Below are 18,671 nucleotides of genomic sequence, written 5' to 3'. Positions count from 1 at the left end.
GCGACCACCAGGGCGGGCCGCACGCCAACTCGCATAACGACGGCCTCGCACCCCCGCCCGCTTTGGAATGCACAGACCACGCCTGCCGGCCATCTCAGGCGGACGATTCCCCCGGCGGCGTCAGCACCAGCACCAGCCATCCCGCCTTCGGCTCCAGCACCCGTTTGGCCGATGCCACGCGCAGATTGCCCTTCTCGTCCACCGCGAACAGCAGCAGGCTGGTCGCACCGTGCCGTTCGAGCAGCTGAGGCCAGCCGAATGCCGCACTGAGCCGCGTGGAACGGATGCGCCAGCCGGCCGCCAGCAGCTCGCCGAAGCGCGAGTGCGTCATCTCCTCACCGAACAGGGGCGGCGCCAGCAGGTTGCCGGCGATCGCGGCGCGGTCGGTGGCCTCGTGGGGGGCCAGGTTACGCAGGCGGTAGACCTTCTCGCGGCCGAATTCGCGCCGGTAATGCACACAGGCCAGCGAGTTGCGTTCGCGATGGGTGGACAGTCCCAGCAGACGGCCCAGGCCGGTCAGGTCGAGGTTGCGCTCGGCATGCGGCGAGGCCGGGTTGCCGAAGAAGGTCGCCAGCCCTTCCATGCGCGCGAGGCGGATGCCGTCCCACGAATCGTCCGCCAGCACCACGCGGAACCCGGCGTCCGCCAGGGCCTTGCCGATCGCGCGCGCCACCTCGTCGGAGCCGTAGATCAGCACGCCGCGCGGCTCCGGCTCGGCCACGCGCAGCCACAGCGCCAGTGGTCGCGCGGTCGCGCTCTGCAGTACTACCGTGCCGATGATGAGGATGAACACCAGTGGCACCAGCGCCTCGGCGCCGGGCACGCCCAGGTCCTGCAAGCGCAGCGCGAACAGTCCCGAGACCGAGGCGGCCACGATGCCGCGTGGTGCCACCCACGCGATCAGCGCACGCTCGCGCCAGCTCAGGGCACTGCGCACGCTGGAGATGATCACGGTCAACGGCCGGATCAGGAACTGGGCGACCAGAAACACCGCGATGCCGGCCCACAGCATGCCGCCGGGCAAGGGCCACTGCAGCCGTGCCGCGAGCAGGATGAACAGGCTCGAGACCAGCAGCGTGGTGAGGTGCTCCTTGAAATCGAGGATGTCGTCGATGTGCACGCCGCGGATGTTGCCCAGCGCGAAGCCCATGATCGTCACCGCCAGCAGGCCCGACTCGTGTGCGATGGCGTTGGAGATGCTGAAGGCCATCAACACAGTCGCCAGCACGCCGAAATTCTGCAGGTATTCGGGAATCATCTGGCGCTTGAGCAGCCAGCCCAGCGCCCATGCCGCCAGTGCGCCGGCAATCGCGCCGCAGCCGATGGTGCCCAGGAACACGCCCACGGTGTGGCCTTCCTGGTGCGAGACGATGGCCTCGTAGATCAGCACCGCGAACAACGCACCCAGCGGGTCGATCACGATGCCTTCCCAGCGCAGCGTGTTGGCGATGCGCGCGTTGGGCCGCAGCGTACGCAGCATCGGCGCGATCACGGTTGGGCCGGTCACGCAGGTCAACGCACCGAAAAGTAACGCCACGTCCCAGCTCAACCCGGCGATCAGGTGCGCGGCCAAGGCCAGCAACAGCAAGGAGGCGATGGCCCCGTAACTGACCAGGCCGCGCACCGCGCGGCCGATCCCCGGCAACTCGTGCAGGCGCAGCGTCATGCTGCCTTCGAACAGGATCAGCGCCACCGCCAGCGACACCAGTGGAAACAGCAGGTCGCCAAGCATCGCGTCGGGCCGGAACACGCCGGTGGCCGGCCCCAACACGATGCCGGCCAGCAGCAGGAAAAGGATCGCCGGCAGCTTCACGCGCCAGGCCAGCCATTGCGCGAGAAAGCCGATACCCAGCATGCACGCCAGCATCAGCCCGGGTTGTAGCGTCATCGCCATCCTTCGCTTCCGGGGCGGCCCATTCTGCCTGAGTGTCGCCGTCGTTTCGAAAGCGCGCGCGCCACGGGGTTTGCCGCACGAACACGGCTTGCGACGGAGCAAAACCTTCCCGGGACAGCTGGCCGCGAGAACCTGCCCGACTTTAGCTTGCGGGCTCTCGCCCATGGTCGAGAGCATCGCCGACAGATGGGCGCCTGCAAGGGCCGCGGTGCGTGGATCGGGAAAAAGGCCGGTTCGGTGATCGTGAACCGCGCGGAAGGAGAGAGGCCGGCCCCGGTATCGGGCGGGGGGGAGGGGACCGATACCGGGGCGGCAGGCCGGAGGCATTTAAGTACCGGCGAGTGCAGATATTAAACGCGTCCCGGGGGAAGTCAATACCCGCCAGTTCAGAAAAGGTCAGAAACGCCGGTATTGCAGCGCTTCGGCCAGGTGCGCTCGATCCAGCAGGGCTGCGCCACCGTCGAGGTCGGCGATCGAACGGGCGACCCGCAGGATGCGGTGATAGGCCCGCGCCGACAGCCCCAGCCGTTCGAGCGCGGCCTCGAACCAGCTCCGTTCGGCCGCGCCCAGTGCGCAGTCGCGCTCCAGCTCGCGCGTATTGATCTCGGCATTGGCCCGACCGGCGCGGGCCAGCGCGCGTTCGCGGGCCTGGATCACGCGCGCACGCACGGTGGCCGAATCCTCGTCGTAGACGCTGCGCGGTGCGCCCAGCTCGGCCAGCGGCACGCGCGGCACCTCCACGCACAGGTCGATACGATCCAGCAGCGGTCCGGAAATGCGGCCGCGGTAGCGCTGGATCTGGTCGGGCGTGCAGCGGCAGCGCTCGCGGGCGTCGCCGGCATAACCGCAGGGGCACGGGTTCATGGCCGCGACCAACTGGAACTGCGCCGGGAACGTGGATTGCCGCGCCGCGCGCGAGACCAGGATGTGGCCGGACTCGAGCGGCTCGCGCAGCACTTCGAGCACGTGCCGGGTGAACTCGGGCAACTCGTCGAGAAACAGCACGCCGTTGTGCGCCAGCGAGATTTCGCCCGGGCGCGGGTTCGAGCCGCCGCCGACCAGTGCTACGGCGGAGGCGGTGTGATGCGGCGCCCGAAACGGCCGCTGGCGCCAGCGCGCCGGTTCCACCTGGCGCCCGGCGACCGACAGCACGGCGCAGGTTTCCAGCGCCTCGGTCTCGCTCAGCGGCGGCAGGATGCCGGGCAGGCGCTCGGCCAGCATGGTCTTGCCGGTGCCGGGCGGACCGATCAGCAGCAGATGGTGGCCACCTGCGGCGGCGATCTCCAGCGCACGGCGCGCCTGCAACTGGCCACGCACGTCGACCAGGTCCGGCACTTCCGGATCGACCGTCTGGCCGTCGTTGGCCGGGCCCGGCATCGCCAGCTCCTGCGCATCGCGCAACCAGCCGCAGACCTCGGCCAGGGTATCGGCCACCAGTACGTCGGCCTCCGGCACCAATGCGGCCTCGGCGGCGTTGGCGCGCGGCACCACCACGCGCCGCCCGCGTGCCCGCGCGCGCAGCAATGCCGGCAGCACGCCGGAGACGCCGCGAAGGTCGCCCGACAACGCCAGTTCGCCCAGAAACTCGCACTCGTCCAGCTTCTCGCGCGGCACCTGCCCTCCCGCGGCCAGGATCCCCAGCGCGATGGCCAGGTCGAAACGGCCACCGTCCTTGGGCAACTCGGCCGGTGCCAGGTTCACGGTGACCTTGCGGTTGGGGTATTCGAAGGCGGCATTTTGTATCGCCACCCGCACGCGGTCGCGCGCCTCGCGCACCGCCGCCTCGGGCAGGCCGACGATGTGCGTGCCCGGCAGGCCGCCGGAAAGATGCACCTCGACCATCACCTGCGGCGCGGACACGCCTTCCTGGGCGCGGGTCAGCGTAACCGCCAGGCTCATGGCGTGCACCGCAGGGGCCAAAGCACGGTCATCCCTGACCGCAACGGCTGGAGAAACAGGAAGGGTTTGACTCGGCGACGACCGTCATGGCGGACGCCCGTGTCGGAAGGCCGGGCCGCGCGCCGACGAGATGCGCGACAGCCGCCGGGGCCGTACGCGATGGGGTCGCCAGAATGCATGTGAAACGCGACTCCATCTTGCTCAGGCAAAAAATAACCGCCCCCGATCGTTCTCGGGGTGAGGGTGACGGATCGGGGGCGGCTCCCGGGAGCTGGTAGCTAAAGACCGCGGGCAGCCGCGTCGGCCTCCAGTTCGGCGACGCGCTTTTCGAGTTCGTCAACCTTGGCACGGGTGCGTGCCAGCAATTGGCTCTGGACTTCGAACTCCTCGCGGGTGACCAGCTCGAGGCGACGCAATCCTTGCATCAGGACATCGTGGAAGTTGGTTCGCAAATCCTGCTGCGCCTGTGCCAACCCTGGCGGTACCAGCGACACGAGTCGCAGGGCAATTCTGTCGATTTCCTGCCGATCCATCATGGACGGCGCCTCGAACGGGTCGGTAGCAAGTCTAGGTACTGTGAACGTGTGCACACCATCGGCCGGCTCCGCCAAAGAATGTAGGGATTGTCCTACACGCGTCGCCGGGGCGACAGGCCGCGGGCCGGCAGGCACAATGGTGGTGATCCGGGGGAACGCGAGCGAGGAGCACCCATGAAGCTGGTCGTGGCGGTCATCAAGCCGTTCAAACTGGACGACGTGCGCGAGGCGCTGGCCGAAGTGGGCGTCCAGGGCATCACGGTGACCGAGGTCAAGGGCTTCGGCCGCCAGAAGGGCCATACCGAGCTGTACCGCGGCGCCGAATACGTGGTCGATTTCCTGCCCAAGATCAAGCTGGAGGTGGCGGTGGCCGACGACCAGCTCGAGCGGGTGATCGAGGCCATCCAGCAGTCGGCGCGCACCGGCAAGATCGGCGACGGCAAGATCTTCGTCACCCCGCTGGAACAGGTCATCCGCATCCGCACCGGCGAGCTGGACAACGACGCGCTCTAGCCGCGTAGTCAAAGCGACCTTCCCGGCGCGACGGTGGTGGGCTGAAGCCCGCCCTACTGCGCCGGGCCGGCCCGGCGGTCGGGGGCGTCTTGCCGGAGCCCTGCCCTACTTCGCCTTGCCCTGGTTCGCCACCGCGGCCATTTTCGCCGCGATCGCCGCCTGATCGCCCAGGTAGTAGCTGCGCAGCGGCTTCATCGCCTCGTCGAACTCGTACACCAGCGGCACGCCGTTGGGCACGTTCATCTCGACGATGGCCTCGTCGGAAATCCCGTCTAGGTACTTGATCAGCGCGCGCAGCGAGTTGCCGTGCGCGGCCACCAGCACGCGCTGTCCGGAGGCCACCGCCGGCGCCAGCACGTCGTGCCAGTACGGCAGCACGCGGGCGACGGTGTCTTTCAGGCACTCGGTGTCCGGGATCATCGACGGATCGAGCAACGCGTAGCGCGGGTCGCGCAACGAAGGGTTGTCGGCGCGCTCCAGCGCCGGCGGCGGAATGTCGTAGCTGCGGCGCCAGATCTTGACCTGGCCCTCGCCGTACCTGGCCGCGGTCTCGGCCTTGTTGAGACCGGTCAGGGCACCGTAATGGCGCTCGTTCAAGCGCCAGTCGGTGACCACCGGGATCCACATCAGATCCATCGCGTCGAGCACGCCCCACAGCGTGCGCACCGCGCGCTTGAGTACGGAGGTATGCGCCACGTCGAAGGTGTAGCCCGCCTCCGCCAGCAACCGGCCGGCTTCCTTCGCCTCGGCCATGCCCTGTTCGGTGAGGTCGACGTCGGCCCAGCCGCTGAAGCGGTTGTCGAGGTTCCACTGGGACTGGCCGTGGCGGATCAGGACGAGCTTGTACATGGCGTAGGCTTCGCGGCGGGGAAACGCGAAATGGTGCGGGGTGGCCGCGGCGAGGTCAAATAGGCCCTGCCACAGGTCATGCCAACCCGAACCGGCGCTCGTGCATCCCAGTGAAGGCATCCCAACAGGAGAACCGCTCCATGCGTCGCCACCATCTCGCTTTCGCCCTGGCCCTCGCCTTCTGCCTGCCGCTCGCGGCGGTGGCCGGCGACGGGGACATCGACAAGATCAACGGCACCGCGCGCGTTGAAGCCGGCGCGCACGCCGGCGACGTCAGCACCGTCAACGGCGCCGTGCGCATCGGCGACAACGCCGTCGTGGAGGAGGCCAGCACGGTCAACGGCGCGGTCGAACTGGGTTCGCACGTGCAGGCCGAATCCATCGATACGGTCAACGGCAGAGTCGAAGTAGGCGCGGACAGCCGCATCCGCGACACCATCGAGGCCGTCAACGGCTCCATCCACCTCGGCCGCAACGCCGACGTCGGCGGCCGCGTGTCCAACGTCAACGGCGCCATCGAGCTGGACGGCGCGCACGTGGCCGGCGGCCTGGGCACCGTGGGTGGCGACATCAACGTGGGCGCCGGTTCGCGGGTCGAAGGCGGCATTCTGGTAGAGAAGCCGGGCGGCTGGTTCCACTGGGGCAACAGCCGTGCGCCGCACATCGTGATCGGCCCGCACGCCGTGGTACAGGGCACGCTGGAATTCCGCCGCGAGGTAGTGCTGGAGGTCAGCGACAGCGCGCAGATCGGGCCGGTCAAGGGCGCCACGCCGAAGAAGTTCAGCGGCGAGCACCCGTAAACCGCGCACAGCGTAGGGTGGGCTTCAGCCACCATTGTTGCAGCACGGTGGTGGGCTGAAGCCCACCCTACGCCCTACAGCCAGTCGCGGGGCTTGAGGTAATCGGCCAGGCGCGCCTCCGGCGAGTCCGGCTCGGGCGTGTAGGCGTATTCGAAACGCACGCGCGGCGGCAGGCTCATCAGGATGGACTCGGTGCGCCCGCCCGACTGCAGGCCGAACAGCGTGCCGCGGTCCCAGACCAGATTGAACTCTACGTAACGGCCGCGCCGGTACAGCTGGAATTCGCGCTCGCGCTCGCCCCAGGGCATGTTGCGGCGGCGCTCGGCGATCGGCAGGTAGGCGTCCAGGAAACCCTGGGCCACGTCGCGGGTGAAGGCGAAGCAGCGTTCGAAGCCGCCTTCGTTGAGATCGTCGTAGAAGAGCCCGCCGACACCGCGCGTCTCGTCCCGATGCTTGAGGTAGAAGTAGTCGTCGCACCAGCGTTTGTAGCGCGGATAGACGTCCTCGCCATAGCGTGCGCACAGCTCGCGCGCGACGGTATGCCAGTGCCGCACGTCCTCATCGAACGGGTAGAACGGGGTGAGGTCGAAGCCGCCGCCGAACCACCACACCGGTTCCACGCCCGGCTTGCTCGCCTCGAAATAGCGCACGTTGGCGTGCGTGGTGGGCACGTACGGGTTCTTCGGATGCAGCACCAGCGATACGCCGGTGGCAATGAAGCTGCCGCCGGCCAGGTCCGGCCGGTGCGCGGTGGCGCTGGGCGGGAGGGTGTGGCCGTGCACGCGCGAGAAGTTGACCCCGGCCTGCTCGAACAGCGCGCCGTCGCGCAGCACGCGGGTGCGCCCGCCGCCGCCGGCCTCGCGCTTCCAGCGATCCTCGACAAAGCGCGCGCCGCCGTCGAGGCGTTCGACCGCGTCGCAGATGCGGTCCTGCACTTCGCGCAGGAAGGTTTCGGCCTGGTCGGCTTGCTGGCTCATGGCGGGATCGGTGTGGACGGGTGTGGGATGAAAAGCTTAGCAAGCGGGTTGGTGCCGGAACTGTGGCGCGTCGACGCGGCGGACGATGTCGATCGGCCCCGATCGACAGGCTTTCTGTGGGAGTCCACTCGTGGGGCGATGCTTTTGCTCTGAAGTCCGGCCGAAAAAGCATCGCCCACCAGTGGGCTCCCACATGGGATGGCGCTCTTTCCAGTTGTCTGCAGGGTCGCGGCGTTCGGCGTCAGCTGATCCGCGCGGCCATACGCCGGTGGCCGATCAGTCGCGCCCAGCGCACGCCCAGGTCGATCCACATCAGGTAGGTCGCTTCCATGAGCAGCCGGGCGAGGTAGCGCGGGGTGCGCGGCAGCGTGGCCTCGGCGGCCAGCGGGTGGGCGTCGAAGCCCAGCCGCCGCGCCAGCAGCAGGCAGCGAGCCAGGTGGTAGCGGCTGGTCAGCAGGGCCACCGGCGGCAGCAGCTCGGCCCGGTCGCCGCCCTGCAGCAGGCCGCGCGCATGGCGCAGGTTTTCCAGCGAATCGGTCGATTCCTGTTCCAGTTCGACCGGCGCGTCCGCCGGCAACCCGTGCCGCTGCAGCCAGACGAGGCCGGCCTGCGCCTCGCTGCGATCGCCGCCGCTGTGTCCACCCAGCAGTAGCAGCCGCCGCGCCTGCCCCGCGCGGACCAGCGCCAGCGCACGACCGAGCCGCGCGCGGTAATCGGCTTCGGGGTGGTTGCCGGCCAGTTGCCGCCCGAACACCAACACCACCCAGCGTCCCGGCCGGGTCGTCGGTGTGCGCCGCGCGATGCGCCACACGTGCGCGATGTAGCCCAGCCACACCAGGCCGGCACTAAGCAGCACGGCAAACAGCATGACCACGGCCGCGTGCACCACGTCGGCATCGCGCAGGTAGCGCCAGGGATTGCGGGTCGCAGGGTAAGGCACGGGTATCGGAAAACGGCAAACCGACAGTGTGCGCAGGCGGCCTTGCCGCCGCAATCGTGCACGCCTCCGTCACCTCGGTGAACGAGCGGCCGCCACCGTGTGCGCAAGGCTAGGCAAGTCTGCGGGCCGCCGCTAGGCTGCTTCGATGTTGCAACCGATAATTCCGCTCGCTGTCTCCGCGTTCACCGCTACCTCCGCCCTGGGCCGCGGCCGGGAGGCGCACCTGCGCGCCCTGTGCGATGCCCGCACCGGGCTGCGCGCCAACGATTTCAGCCTCGCGCCGCTGGCCTGCTGGGTTGGCCGTGTCGACGGTGTCGAGCAGGCCCCGTTGCCACCCTCGCAGGCCACCTGGGAATGCCGCAATAACCGGCTAGCCTGGCTGGGCCTCAACCAGGACGGTTTCCTCGAGGCGGCACTCGCCGCGCGCGAGCGCTACGGCGCCGATCGCGTGGCACTGCTGCTGGGGACCTCCACCGCCAGCATCGGCGCCACCGAGGAGGCTTACCGCCGGCTCGATGCCGATGGCGGCTTTCCGGACGACATGCGGCGTCCGCCGATCCATGCGCCGCATTCGCTGGCCGGCTTCCTCGCCGCCGCGCTGGGGCTGGAGGGACCGTGCCTGACCCTTTCCACCGCCTGCTCCTCCAGTGCCAAGGTATTCGCCAGCGCCGAGCGCATGATCCGGCTGGGACTGGTGGACGCGGCGGTGGTCGGCGGCGTGGATACGCTGTGCGAAAGCGTGCTGTTCGGCTTCAACGCGCTGGAGCTGGTCTCGCGCGAGCCCTGCCGGCCCTTCGACCGCAGCCGGACCGGTATTTCGATCGGCGAGGCGGCCGGCTTCGCGCTACTCGAGCGCGCCGAGGCCGCGCCGGAGGCGCCGCGACTGCTCGGCTACGGCGAAGCCAGCGACGCCCACCACATGTCCACGCCGCACCCGGAAGGCCTCGGTGCCGAGCTGGCGCTGCGCGATGCGCTGGCGCGCTCGGGTCTGCGCCCGGACCAGGTCGACTACATCAACCTGCACGGCACCGCGAGCCTGAAGAACGACGAGGTCGAGGCCGCGCTGATCGCCCGCGCCTTTCCGCCTTCCACGCGCGCCAGCAGCACCAAGGGCTTCACCGGCCACACGCTCGGCGCAGCCGGCATCCTCGAGGCGGTGATTGCGCTGCTGGCGATCGGGCACGGACTGGTGCCGGGCAACCTTGGCGGGGCCGATCCCGACCCCGCCTGTGGCCCGCAGTTCGCCTGGCGCAACGAGATGCGGCCAGTCGAGGTGGCGCTCAGCAACTCGTTCGGCTTCGGCGGCAACAACGCCTGCCTGGCCTTCGCCGGCCCGGAGCGGCGGGCATGAGCGCGCTGACCGTCTATGTCGAAGGCGTCGGACTGTGGTCGCCGCAACTGGCCGACTTCTCCGCCTTGCGCGCGGCGCTGCAGGGGCAACCGGTGGCACCGCCGCCCGCGCGCCCGGCGGCGGCCCTGCTGCCGGCCAACGAGCGCCGGCGCGCGCCGGAAAGCGTGCTGCTGGCCACCGAGGTGGCCAGCCAGGCGGTGGCGATGAGCGGGCGCGAAGCGGCCTCGCTGGCCTGCGTGTTCGCCTCCTCCCACGGCGACCAGCCGATCATGGACTACATGTGCGCAGTGCTGGCCAGCACGCCAGCGGAACTGTCGCCGACGCGCTTCCACAACTCGGTGCACAACGCGCCGGCCGGCTACTGGACCATCGCCACCGGCTGCCACGCGCCGTCCAATGCGGTGTGCGCGCAGCGGGCGAGCTTCGGCGCCGGCCTGCTCGAGGCGGCCGCGCTGGCGGTGGCGGACGCACGACCGGTATTGCTGGTATGCAGTGATACCGCCGGGAGCGGCCCGCTGGCCGCCATGACCGCCAGCGCTGCGCCGTTCGGCAGTGCGCTGGTGCTCAACGCCCAGCCTGGCGTGTCCACGCTGGGCCGACTTGATCTGCACCTTTGCCCCGGTAGCATCGCCGACGCACCGGTTGTTCCGGCACTGCCGGCCGGGTGGCTGGCCAGCAGCCCGTCGGCCACGGCGCTGCCGCTGCTGGCCCTGCTGGCGCAAGGCGCGGGCCGCTGCACGTTGAGGGCCGCCGGTTCGCTCGGCATGGATGTCCACCTGGAGGAATGCGCGTGAACCCGACTCCGCCACGCTGGTGCGTGCTCATCCCCTGCCTCAACGAGGAGGCGGCGATCCGCGACGTGGTCGAATCGGTGCTGGCGTTGAACGTACCGGTGATCGTGGTGGACGACGGTTCCGACGACCGCACCCCGCAGATCGTCGACGCGCTGCCGGTGACGCTGCTGCGCCACCCGCAGCGGCGCGGCAAGGGCGAGGCGCTGCGGCACGGCTTCCGCGAAGCGCTGCGGCAGGGTTTCGATGCGGTGGTGACGATGGACGGCGACGGCCAGCATCTGGCCGGCGACGTGCCGCGCATCGTCGCCGCGGCGCAGCGCTACCCCGGGCACATCGTGATCGGCGCGCGCCTGCTCGATCGCGAGCAGCAGCCGAAGGGCCGTCGCCGCGCCAATGCGGTGGCCGACTGGGGCATTTCCTGGGGCTGCGGGGTGCCGGTGGCCGACACCCAGAGCGGCCAGCGCTGGTATCCGCGCGCCGCGCTGGAGCTGGTCGACCTGCCGGCGGAGAACTTCGTGTTCGAAGCCGCCATCCTGATCGCCGCCTGCCGCGAGAAAGGGCTGGGCGTGGTCTCGGTGCCGATCGCCTCGCGCTACCACGGCGAGTTCAGGCTCAGCCATTTCAGTCCGGTGCGCGACGTGGTCCGCATCACCGCCTACACCATCGGCCGCATCGCTTCCTACGGCGACATCGTGGCAAGTTATCGACGCTCGCACGAAGCGCCGCCGACGGTGATCGACGATGACGGGCTGCTCGCGGTCGAGGCGGGCGAACCGGCGCGGCTGATCCGCTGATCCGAACCACGGCCGCCGGGGGGGCGGCCTGCTGCACGTCCGGCACCGTCTTCCACCGCAGGCCGCAGGGGAATCGCATGTCCGAAGCCAGTGCCACGCACGACGCAGTCATCCTCGGCGGCGGCCTGGCCGGGCTGTGCCTGGCGCTGCAACTACGCGGCGAGTTTCCCGACCTGGACGTGGTCGTACTCGAACGCCAGCGCCATCCGCTGCCGCCGGCGGCGCACAAGGTTGGCGAGTCGACGGTCGACATCGGTGCACACTATTTCCGCGACACGCTGGGGCTGCGCGATTACCTCAAGCGCGAGCAGATCTTCAAGTTCGGCCTGCGCTATTTCTTCTCCGACGGCTGCGCGGACCTCGGCCAGGCCACCGAACTCGGCCTGAGCGAGGCATTTCCCGCACCCAGCTACCAGCTCGACCGCGGACTTTTCGAAACCTTCCTGGGCGAAGAGGCGTTGCGGCGCGGCGTGGATTTCCGACCCGGCTCCGTGGTGCGCCAGTTCGAAGTGGGCGTGGATGGCGCGCCGCACTCGGTGCGCTACGCCGACGCCGACGCGCGCGAACACCACCTGCAGGCGCGCTGGCTGCTCGACGCCTCCGGCCGTGCGGCGCTGTTGCGCCGGCGCTTCGAGTTGACCCGCGATGACGGCCACCACGTCAATGCCGCCTGGTTCCGGCTCGGCGCGCGGCTGGCCATCGACGACTGGTGCGAAGGCACCGCCTGGCGCGCGCGCTGCCGCCCGCCGGAACGCTGGCGCTCGACCAACCACCTGTGCGGGCCGGGCTACTGGGTATGGCTGATCCCGCTGGCTTCGGGCGCGCATTCGGTCGGCATCGTTGCCGACGCAGCGATGCACCCGCTGGAGGAGTACCGCGATTTCGACCGCGCGCTGGCATGGCTGGCGCGCCAGCAACCGCAGGTGGCGCAGGAGGTCGAGCGCCACCGCGACACGTTGCTGGATTTCCGCTTCCTGCGCGGCTACTCGCACGGTTGCAGGCAGATGTTCAGCGCCGACCGCTGGGCACTGACCGGCGAAGCCGGCGCCTTCCTCGATCCGTTCTATTCGCCCGGCAGTGATTTCATCGCGCTGGCCAATACCTACATCTGCGAACTGATCCGCGCCGATCGCGCCAGTCAGCCGCTGGCCGCGCGCGTGCGGCTGAGCGAACGGCTCTATCAGTCGTTCTACGACAGCATGCTGGCGATCTTCCGCGGGCAGTATCCGTTGTTCGGCAACCCCCAGGTGATGGCCAGCAAGATCGTCTGGGACCAGGCCTTTTACTGGGGCGTGCTGTGCCAGTTGGTGTTCCAGCGGCGGCTGGTCGATACGGCGCTGTTCGCCGAACTGGGGCCGGCGCTGGCCGAGGCGCAGCGGTTGAACGAGCGGGTACAGGCGCTGTTCCGCGACTGGCATGCGGCGGCGACCAGCGAGCGCCCCTCGGTGATGCTGGACCAGCGCCGGCTGGACTGGTTCCGCGCGCTCAACGAAGGGATGCACGACAGCCTGGATGATGCCGGCGTGCGGGTGCGGCTGAAGGCCAACCTGGCGCTACTGCATGAGGTGGCCGGCGCGATCGCCGCGCTGGCGGGACGCGACGGCGCACCAGTCGATGGCTTGCCGGTCTGCAGCGGGCCGGCGCCGGGATTGTTCGATCTGGCGCCGGTCGAGGGCGCAGTGTCGGCGGCCTAGCGCCTTTTCGGACCTGTCATCGCGCCAGGCTGCCGATGGCTGTCGCGCCCAAGGGCGCACCTGCAAAGGACCTCGTGCGGCTATGGGAGCGCACCTGGGCGCGACCGAAATACTGGTCAGGCCCGAGTGCGCTCCTGCAGAGCGCGGTGAGGTCAGTCCTTCGGCACCGTGATCTTGAACCCCTTCGGCGGAGTGTTGCCGGCGAGGTGGGTGACGAAGTAATCCCAGCGACGGCGCATGGCGTAGCTGCCTGCGTCCTTGCCATAGCCGTGGTGCACGTTGGGGATCATCAGCAGGTCGAAGTCCTTGTTAGCCTTGATCAACGCGTCGACCACCAGCAGTGTCTGCGAGGGCGGCACGTTGTCGTCCAGGGTGCCGTGCACCAGCATCAGCTTGCCCTCGAGGTTCGCCGCGTGGTTCTGGTTGGCCTGGTCGTCGTAGTTGCTCTTGCCGTCCTTAATCACTTCCAGGCCCTGCCACTTCTCGGCCCAGTCGTCCTCGTAGTTGCGGTTGTCGTGATTGCCGCTCTCGGCCCAGCCGACCTTGAAGAAGTCGGGGTAGCGGAACATCGCGCCGGCGGTGGCGTTGCCGCCGCCGGAATGGCCCCAGATGCCCACGCGGTCGAGGTCGATCCACGAATAGCGCTTGGCCAATTCCTTCAGGCCGGCGACCTGGTCGGGCAACGTGTTGTCGCCGATGTTGCCGAAGTAGGCGTCATGGAAGGCCTTGGAACGCCACGGCGTGCCCATGCCGTCGATCGCCACCACGATGAAGCCGAGCTCGGCCAGCGCCTGGTGGTCGCCACGCGCGGACAGGAAGTTGCGGCCGCGCACCGAGCCGGTCTGCGGGCCCGGATAGATGTAGTCGACGATCGGATATTTCTTGTGCGGATCGAAACGGGTCGGCTTGAACATCATGCCGTACAGGTCGGTCTTGCCGTCGCGCGCCTTGACCGTGATCGGGGTCGGCGGCACCCAACCGGCCGCGCGCAGGCGGCTGATGTCGGCCTTGGCGACGGTGGCCAGGGTGTGGCCGTCGCCGCTGTCGCGCAGCACGGTCACCGGCGGCGTGGTCGGCGTCGAATAGCTGTCGACGAAGGCGTCGCCCTCGGGCGACAGGGTGATCTCGTGGTTGGCCGCCTCGGGCGTGAGCAGGGTCGGCTTGCCGCCGTCCAGGCTCACTTTGAAGAACTGCTGGTAGTACGGATTGACGCCGTCGGTGCGTCCGACGCCGCGGAACCACACGGTGCGCGTCTTCGGATCGACCTTCAGCACCTCGGTGACGTTGCCCTCGCCGGTGGTGATGGCGTGTTTGAGCTTGCCGGTCTGCAGGTCGTACAGATACAGGTTGCCCCAGTTGGTGCGCTCGGAGAACCAGATCGCCTCGTGGGTCCTGGGCAGGTAGAACCAGTTGACCTGGCCGTTGCCGCTCTCGTAGTAGGTGGGCACCTGCTCCTCGAACACCGTGCGCACGGCGCCGGTCTTCGGATCGGCGATGCGGAACCACTCGTGCTTGTGGTCGCGCGAGGTGGAGACGAAGGCCAGCGTCTTGCCGTCCGGCGCCCACTTGACGTCGTCCCAGCCGCCCGCGGGACCGCAGCTGACGTCGTCGCACAGGGTCGAGCGATGCTGATCCGCGGGCATCTTCAGGCGCACCACCTTCTTGCTCGGCACGTCGATGATGACGCGCTCGATCATGGTCACGTCCTTGTCGCCGACCAGCGGATATTTCCACTTGATCAGTTCCGGATGCCCGACCTTGGTCTTGATCAGGTACATGTCGCCGGTCTTGCGCTGATCTTGCTGGAACGTGGCGATCTGCTTCGAGTCCGGCGACCACACCAGGATGGCGTTGTCGGTGTGCTTCCAGCCGGCGTTGTCGGTGGCGTAGCCGAAATTCTCCACGCCGTCGGTGGTCAGCTGGGTTTCCTTGCCGCTGGCGACGTCGCGCAGCCACAGGTTCCAGTTGCGGATGAAGGCCTCGGAGGACTTGTCCGGCGACAGCACGCCCGGTTCCCTGCCGCCTTCCTTGACCACGCATTCGCCCTGCGCGGGCTTGAGGTCGCACAGGTAGTGCTTGCCCTTGAACTGCACGTCCAGGCGGCCATCGTCGGCGATGAGGTATTCGCGGATGCCCAGCTTGTCCGCCCTGACCGGCTTGGCCAGCGCCTTGCCCAGCGCCGCGGCGAGCCGTGGCTGGTCGAAGGCGTCGCTGACCTTGCCAGTGGCCACGTCCATCACGCGGTAGTGGTCGCCCTTGGCATCGTGGTCGACGTACCAGAAGTGGCCGTCGTCCAGCCAGGTGACGTGTTGGATGGCATGGTCGACCAGCGGCGCGGTGTTGTAGCCGAGAAAGCGCTCCGCGCGGGCGTAGTCGTCCTTGGTCAGTGTGTGGCCCTGCGCCAGTGCGCCGGTGGCCGCCAGGCCCAGTGCCAGCGCGCCCACCAGGCGCTTGCTGCCGATCATCGATGCCATCTTGTTCCCCTTGTCAGGACTGCTTATCGAACGATCCTAACGTGCCGGAAGTCATGGCACCCATGCCATTAGTGGGGGGCGTCGTTGCGGGGTCACCTTGGCCTTTTCGAGCCGGGCTTCGCGTCGCCCTCGTAGCCCGCTTGCGGGCGATGCTCTTTCAACAGAGACCATCGACAAGAGCATCGCCCACAAGCGGGCTCCTACAGGGGGCGCGAAGGCGCGAACCGGGTGGCGGCCAGCTCGACCAGCCAGCCGATGAACACCCGCAATCTTGCGGGCATCTGGCGCTGCGGCGGGTAGAGCACCGTCATCGGCAGCGCCGGCGGCCGCGTGTCGGGCAGCAGCTCGCACATGCGTCCATCGGCCAGTTCCTCGGCGATGCGGTAATGCGAGAACTGAGCAATGCCCAGGCCGGCGCGGCAACAGGCGAGATACGCGTCGGCGCCGTTGACGGTGATGCGTCCGGGCAGCTGCAGCTCGCGTCGTTGCCGGCCGACCACGAACTCCAGCGGCTCCGGGCGACGCGTAGTCGGCGAAGCCCAGTGCACCGCGTAATGGCCCTGCTGCAGGTCGGCCAGCGTCTTCGGGCGGCCATGCCGGCGCACGTAGTCGGCGCTGGCCAGGGTCAGCTGCGGCAGCGTGGCGATGCGCCGGCCCGCCAGGCCGCTGTCGCCCGGATCGCCCACGCGCAGCGCGCAATCGACGCCCTCGCGCACCAGGTCGACGAAGCGATCGCCGGTGCCCAGGTCCAGCTCGATCTGCGGGAAGCGCGCAAGGAATTCGGGCAGCGCCGGGATCACCAGCAGCCGCGCCAAGGTAGCGGAGATATCCACGCGCAATCGCCCGCGCGGCACGATCGCCGCCTCGCGGAAGTTGGCTTCCACCTCGTCCACGTCGGCCAGCAGGCGCAGGCAATGTTGGTAGTAGGTCTTGCCCTCGCAGGTCACCCGCACGCGCCGCGTCGTTCGCTGCAGCAGTTGCGCGCCCAGCCGCGCCTCCAGCGCCTTGATGGTGTGGGTGACCGTGGCGCGCGGCAGCGCGAGGTCGTCGGCCGCAGCGGTGAAGCTGGCCAGCTCGACGATGCGGGTGTACAGCCGCATGGCATGCAGGCGATCCATTGTTGATTCTGATGGAATGGTGTTGGCGATTATTGAGCATTTATCGAAGGCCTGCCGGCGCGCACGATGCTCACACCTTCCACGGCGTACGTTCGCCACCCCAAGGAGCCACCCATGAAGATGCGCACGCTCGGCCGCAACGGCCCCCAGGTTTCCGCCCTCGGCCTCGGCTGCATGGGCATGAGCGATTTCTACGGCGCGCACGACGACGCCGAGTCGATCGCCACCATCCACCACGCGCTCGACCGCGGCGTCACGCTGCTGGACACCGCCGACATGTACGGCCCGCACACCAATGAGGAACTGGTCGGCAAGGCGATCCGCGGCCGCCGCGAGCAGGCCTTCGTGGCCACCAAGTTCGGTATCGTGCGCGACCCGTCCGATCCTTCCGCGCGCGGCGTCAACGGCCGCCCCGAGTACGTGCGCGCCGCCTGCGAGGGCAGCCTGAAACGCCTGGGCATCGAGACGATCGATCTGTACTACCAGCACCGCGTGGACAAGAGCGTGCCGATCGAGGAGACCGTCGGCGCCATGGCCGAGCTGGTCAAGGCGGGCAAGGTGCGTTACCTGGGCCTGTCCGAAGCCTCCGGCGAGACGCTGGCGCGCGCCTGTGCGGTGCACCCGATCGCCGCGCTGCAAAGCGAATTCTCACTGTGGACACGCGACCCGGAAGAGAACGGCATGCTCGCCGCCTGCCGCAAGCTGGGCGTGGCGCTGGTGGCATACTCGCCGCTGGGACGCGGTTTCCTCACCGGGGCGATCCGCTCGCCGGACGACTTCGACGCCGACGACTTCCGCCGGCACAACCCACGCTTCCAGGGCGACAACTTCGCCCGCAACCTGGCGCTGGTCGACGAGGTGAAGAAGCTGGCCGCCGACAAGGGCTGCTCGCCAGCCCAATTGGCGCTGGCCTGGGTGCTGGCCCAGGGCGATGACGTGCTGGCCATTCCCGGCACGCGCCGCCGCTCCCGGCTGGATGAAAACCTGGGGGCGCTGGACGTCCAACTGAGCACCACCGAACTTGCGGCCATCGACGCGATATTCCCGCCGAACGCTGCGGCGGGTGACCGCTACGCCGGCCCGTCGATGCAGGCGATCAACGCCTAGTTGGCCGCGCCCTCAAGCTTGAAGCCCTCTCCCCGCAGGGGAGAGGGCGCTAGAAGCCCCGCCCACTACACTTGCAGTATGAGCACCCCCGAACACTCCCCCCTCGGCAAGGCCACTGCCTACGCCGACCGCTACGACCCGTCCCTGCTGTTCCCCATCCCGCGCGAACACAAGCGCGTGGAGATCGGCGTGATCGATCCGCTGCCGTTCACCGGCGTGGACATCTGGAATGCCTACGAGCTGTCCTGGCTCGACGCCCGCGGCAAGCCGCAGGTAGCGCTGGGTGAATTCCGCGTACCCGCCGACTCGCCCAACATCATCGAATCGAAGTCGTTCAAGCTGTATTTGAACGGCTTCTCGCAAGAGAAAATCGACACGCCGGTGCTTGTCGACACGCTGGCGCGTGATCTTTCCGCCGCGGCCGGCGCCCCGGTGGAGGTGACGCTGAGCGGGCCGTGCGCACAGACCCACGCGATCACCGACCTGCCCGGCGAGCTGCTCGACGACCAGCCGCTGGAGATCGACGACTACGGTCCGCCCAAGGCCGATTACCTCAGCGCCAACCACGACGCCGAGCCGGTCGAGGACATCCTGCTCTCGCACCTGCTGCGCTCGAACTGCCCGGTCACCGGCCAGCCCGACTGGGGCAGCGTGCAGATCGCCTACCGCGGCGCGCCGATCGACCGTGCCGGCCTGCTGCGCTATCTGGTTTCCTTCCGCACCCACAACGAATTCCACGAGCAGTGCGTCGAGCGCATCTTCGTCGACCTGATGGCGCGCTGCGCGCCGATGCAACTAACCGTGTACGCGCGCTACACCCGGCGCGGCGGGCTGGACATCAACCCGTTCCGCAGCACCGACCCGCAGGCGGTGCCGGGCAACCCGCGCGGCGCGCGCCAGTAGGCCAGGCGCAGACGCCCGGTAATCGGCG

16 protein-coding genes are annotated in these 18,671 nt (G+C 68.9%); 8 read left to right on the top strand and 8 right to left on the bottom strand.

Going from position 1 to position 18,671, the window contains the following annotated elements; translation table 11 throughout:
* Window positions 1-94: 94 nt before the first annotated feature.
* The 3 genes from OSC30_RS02395 to OSC30_RS02385 all read right to left on the bottom strand — a co-directional run bounded on the left by OSC30_RS02395 (window position 95) and on the right by OSC30_RS02385 (window position 4,329).
* Window positions 95-1,888 carry a cation:proton antiporter gene (locus OSC30_RS02395; RefSeq protein ID WP_267170232.1) on the bottom strand — a complete coding sequence of 598 codons (1,794 nt, stop codon included), beginning with the start codon at window positions 1,886-1,888 and terminating at the stop codon, window positions 95-97.
* 402 nt (window positions 1,889-2,290) lie between these two features.
* The gene (locus OSC30_RS02390) at window positions 2,291-3,793 is read right to left on the bottom strand and encodes a YifB family Mg chelatase-like AAA ATPase (protein WP_267170231.1); all 1,503 of its coding nucleotides are present in this window, start codon (window positions 3,791-3,793) and stop codon (window positions 2,291-2,293) included.
* 278 nt (window positions 3,794-4,071) lie between these two features.
* Entirely contained in the window at window positions 4,072-4,329 is a 258-nt protein-coding gene (locus OSC30_RS02385; protein WP_267170230.1) for an accessory factor UbiK family protein, read from the bottom strand.
* Window positions 4,330-4,503: 174 nt separating this feature from the next.
* On the opposite strand from OSC30_RS02385, the gene glnK reads away from it, so the two are divergent.
* On the top strand, window positions 4,504-4,842 hold the full coding sequence (gene glnK / locus OSC30_RS02380; RefSeq protein WP_267170229.1) for a P-II family nitrogen regulator: 339 nt from the start codon (window positions 4,504-4,506) through the stop codon (window positions 4,840-4,842).
* A gap of 105 nt (window positions 4,843-4,947) precedes the next feature.
* Here glnK and gpmA read toward each other — a convergent pair whose 3' ends face one another.
* Entirely contained in the window at window positions 4,948-5,691 is a 744-nt protein-coding gene (gene gpmA, locus OSC30_RS02375; protein ID WP_267170228.1) for a 2,3-diphosphoglycerate-dependent phosphoglycerate mutase, read from the bottom strand.
* A 140-nt stretch (window positions 5,692-5,831) separates the two neighbouring features.
* On the opposite strand from gpmA, the gene OSC30_RS02370 reads away from it, so the two are divergent.
* On the top strand, window positions 5,832-6,491 hold the full coding sequence (locus OSC30_RS02370) for a DUF4097 family beta strand repeat-containing protein (RefSeq protein ID WP_267170227.1): 660 nt from the start codon (window positions 5,832-5,834) through the stop codon (window positions 6,489-6,491).
* Between the two features lie 74 nt (window positions 6,492-6,565).
* Here the strand turns inward: OSC30_RS02370 and hemF are convergent, their stop codons facing one another.
* Window positions 6,566-7,468 carry an oxygen-dependent coproporphyrinogen oxidase gene (hemF, locus tag OSC30_RS02365; protein WP_267170226.1) on the bottom strand — a complete coding sequence of 301 codons (903 nt, stop codon included), beginning with the start codon at window positions 7,466-7,468 and terminating at the stop codon, window positions 6,566-6,568.
* Window positions 7,469-7,709: 241 nt separating this feature from the next.
* The gene (locus OSC30_RS02360; protein ID WP_267170225.1) at window positions 7,710-8,408 is read right to left on the bottom strand and encodes a YdcF family protein; all 699 of its coding nucleotides are present in this window, start codon (window positions 8,406-8,408) and stop codon (window positions 7,710-7,712) included.
* A 145-nt stretch (window positions 8,409-8,553) separates the two neighbouring features.
* Here OSC30_RS02360 and OSC30_RS02355 point away from each other — a divergent pair, with 145 nt between their 5' ends.
* The 4 genes from OSC30_RS02355 to OSC30_RS02340 all read left to right on the top strand — a co-directional run bounded on the left by OSC30_RS02355 (window position 8,554) and on the right by OSC30_RS02340 (window position 13,041).
* A complete protein-coding gene (locus tag OSC30_RS02355; RefSeq protein WP_267170224.1) occupies window positions 8,554-9,759 on the top strand; it encodes a beta-ketoacyl-[acyl-carrier-protein] synthase family protein in 1,206 nt (401 codons plus the stop codon).
* Window positions 9,756-10,553, top strand: coding sequence for a beta-ketoacyl synthase chain length factor (locus tag OSC30_RS02350; RefSeq protein ID WP_267170223.1), 798 nt, complete (start codon window positions 9,756-9,758; stop codon window positions 10,551-10,553). Before OSC30_RS02355 ends, OSC30_RS02350 begins: the two co-directional genes overlap by 4 nt.
* Entirely contained in the window at window positions 10,550-11,347 is a 798-nt protein-coding gene (locus tag OSC30_RS02345) for a glycosyltransferase family 2 protein (protein WP_267170222.1), read from the top strand. The genes OSC30_RS02350 and OSC30_RS02345 overlap by 4 nt, the downstream gene beginning before the upstream one ends.
* Window positions 11,348-11,424: 77 nt before the next feature.
* On the top strand, window positions 11,425-13,041 hold the full coding sequence (locus OSC30_RS02340) for an NAD(P)/FAD-dependent oxidoreductase (protein ID WP_267170221.1): 1,617 nt from the start codon (window positions 11,425-11,427) through the stop codon (window positions 13,039-13,041).
* Between the two features lie 152 nt (window positions 13,042-13,193).
* On the opposite strand, the gene OSC30_RS02335 is transcribed toward OSC30_RS02340, so the two are convergent.
* Together OSC30_RS02335 and OSC30_RS02330 are read right to left on the bottom strand one after the other, a co-directional pair.
* Complete coding sequence (locus tag OSC30_RS02335; protein WP_267170220.1) at window positions 13,194-15,515, bottom strand: S9 family peptidase; 2,322 nt, start codon at window positions 15,513-15,515, stop codon at window positions 13,194-13,196.
* A gap of 200 nt (window positions 15,516-15,715) precedes the next feature.
* A complete protein-coding gene (locus OSC30_RS02330; RefSeq protein WP_267170219.1) occupies window positions 15,716-16,633 on the bottom strand; it encodes a LysR family transcriptional regulator in 918 nt (305 codons plus the stop codon).
* A gap of 114 nt (window positions 16,634-16,747) precedes the next feature.
* Between OSC30_RS02330 and OSC30_RS02325 the strand changes: the two genes are divergently transcribed.
* The gene (locus OSC30_RS02325; protein WP_267170218.1) at window positions 16,748-17,740 is read left to right on the top strand and encodes an aldo/keto reductase; all 993 of its coding nucleotides are present in this window, start codon (window positions 16,748-16,750) and stop codon (window positions 17,738-17,740) included.
* Window positions 17,741-17,818: 78 nt separating this feature from the next.
* Entirely contained in the window at window positions 17,819-18,643 is an 825-nt protein-coding gene (gene queF / locus OSC30_RS02320; RefSeq protein WP_267170217.1) for an NADPH-dependent 7-cyano-7-deazaguanine reductase QueF, read from the top strand.
* The last annotated feature ends 28 nt before the right edge of the window (window positions 18,644-18,671 follow it).

The sequence above is a fragment of the Frateuria hangzhouensis genome (assembly GCF_026410505.1).
Taxonomy (GTDB): domain Bacteria; phylum Pseudomonadota; class Gammaproteobacteria; order Xanthomonadales; family Rhodanobacteraceae; genus Frateuria_A; species Frateuria_A hangzhouensis.
This window is presented reverse-complemented; position numbering and strand designations above follow the sequence as displayed.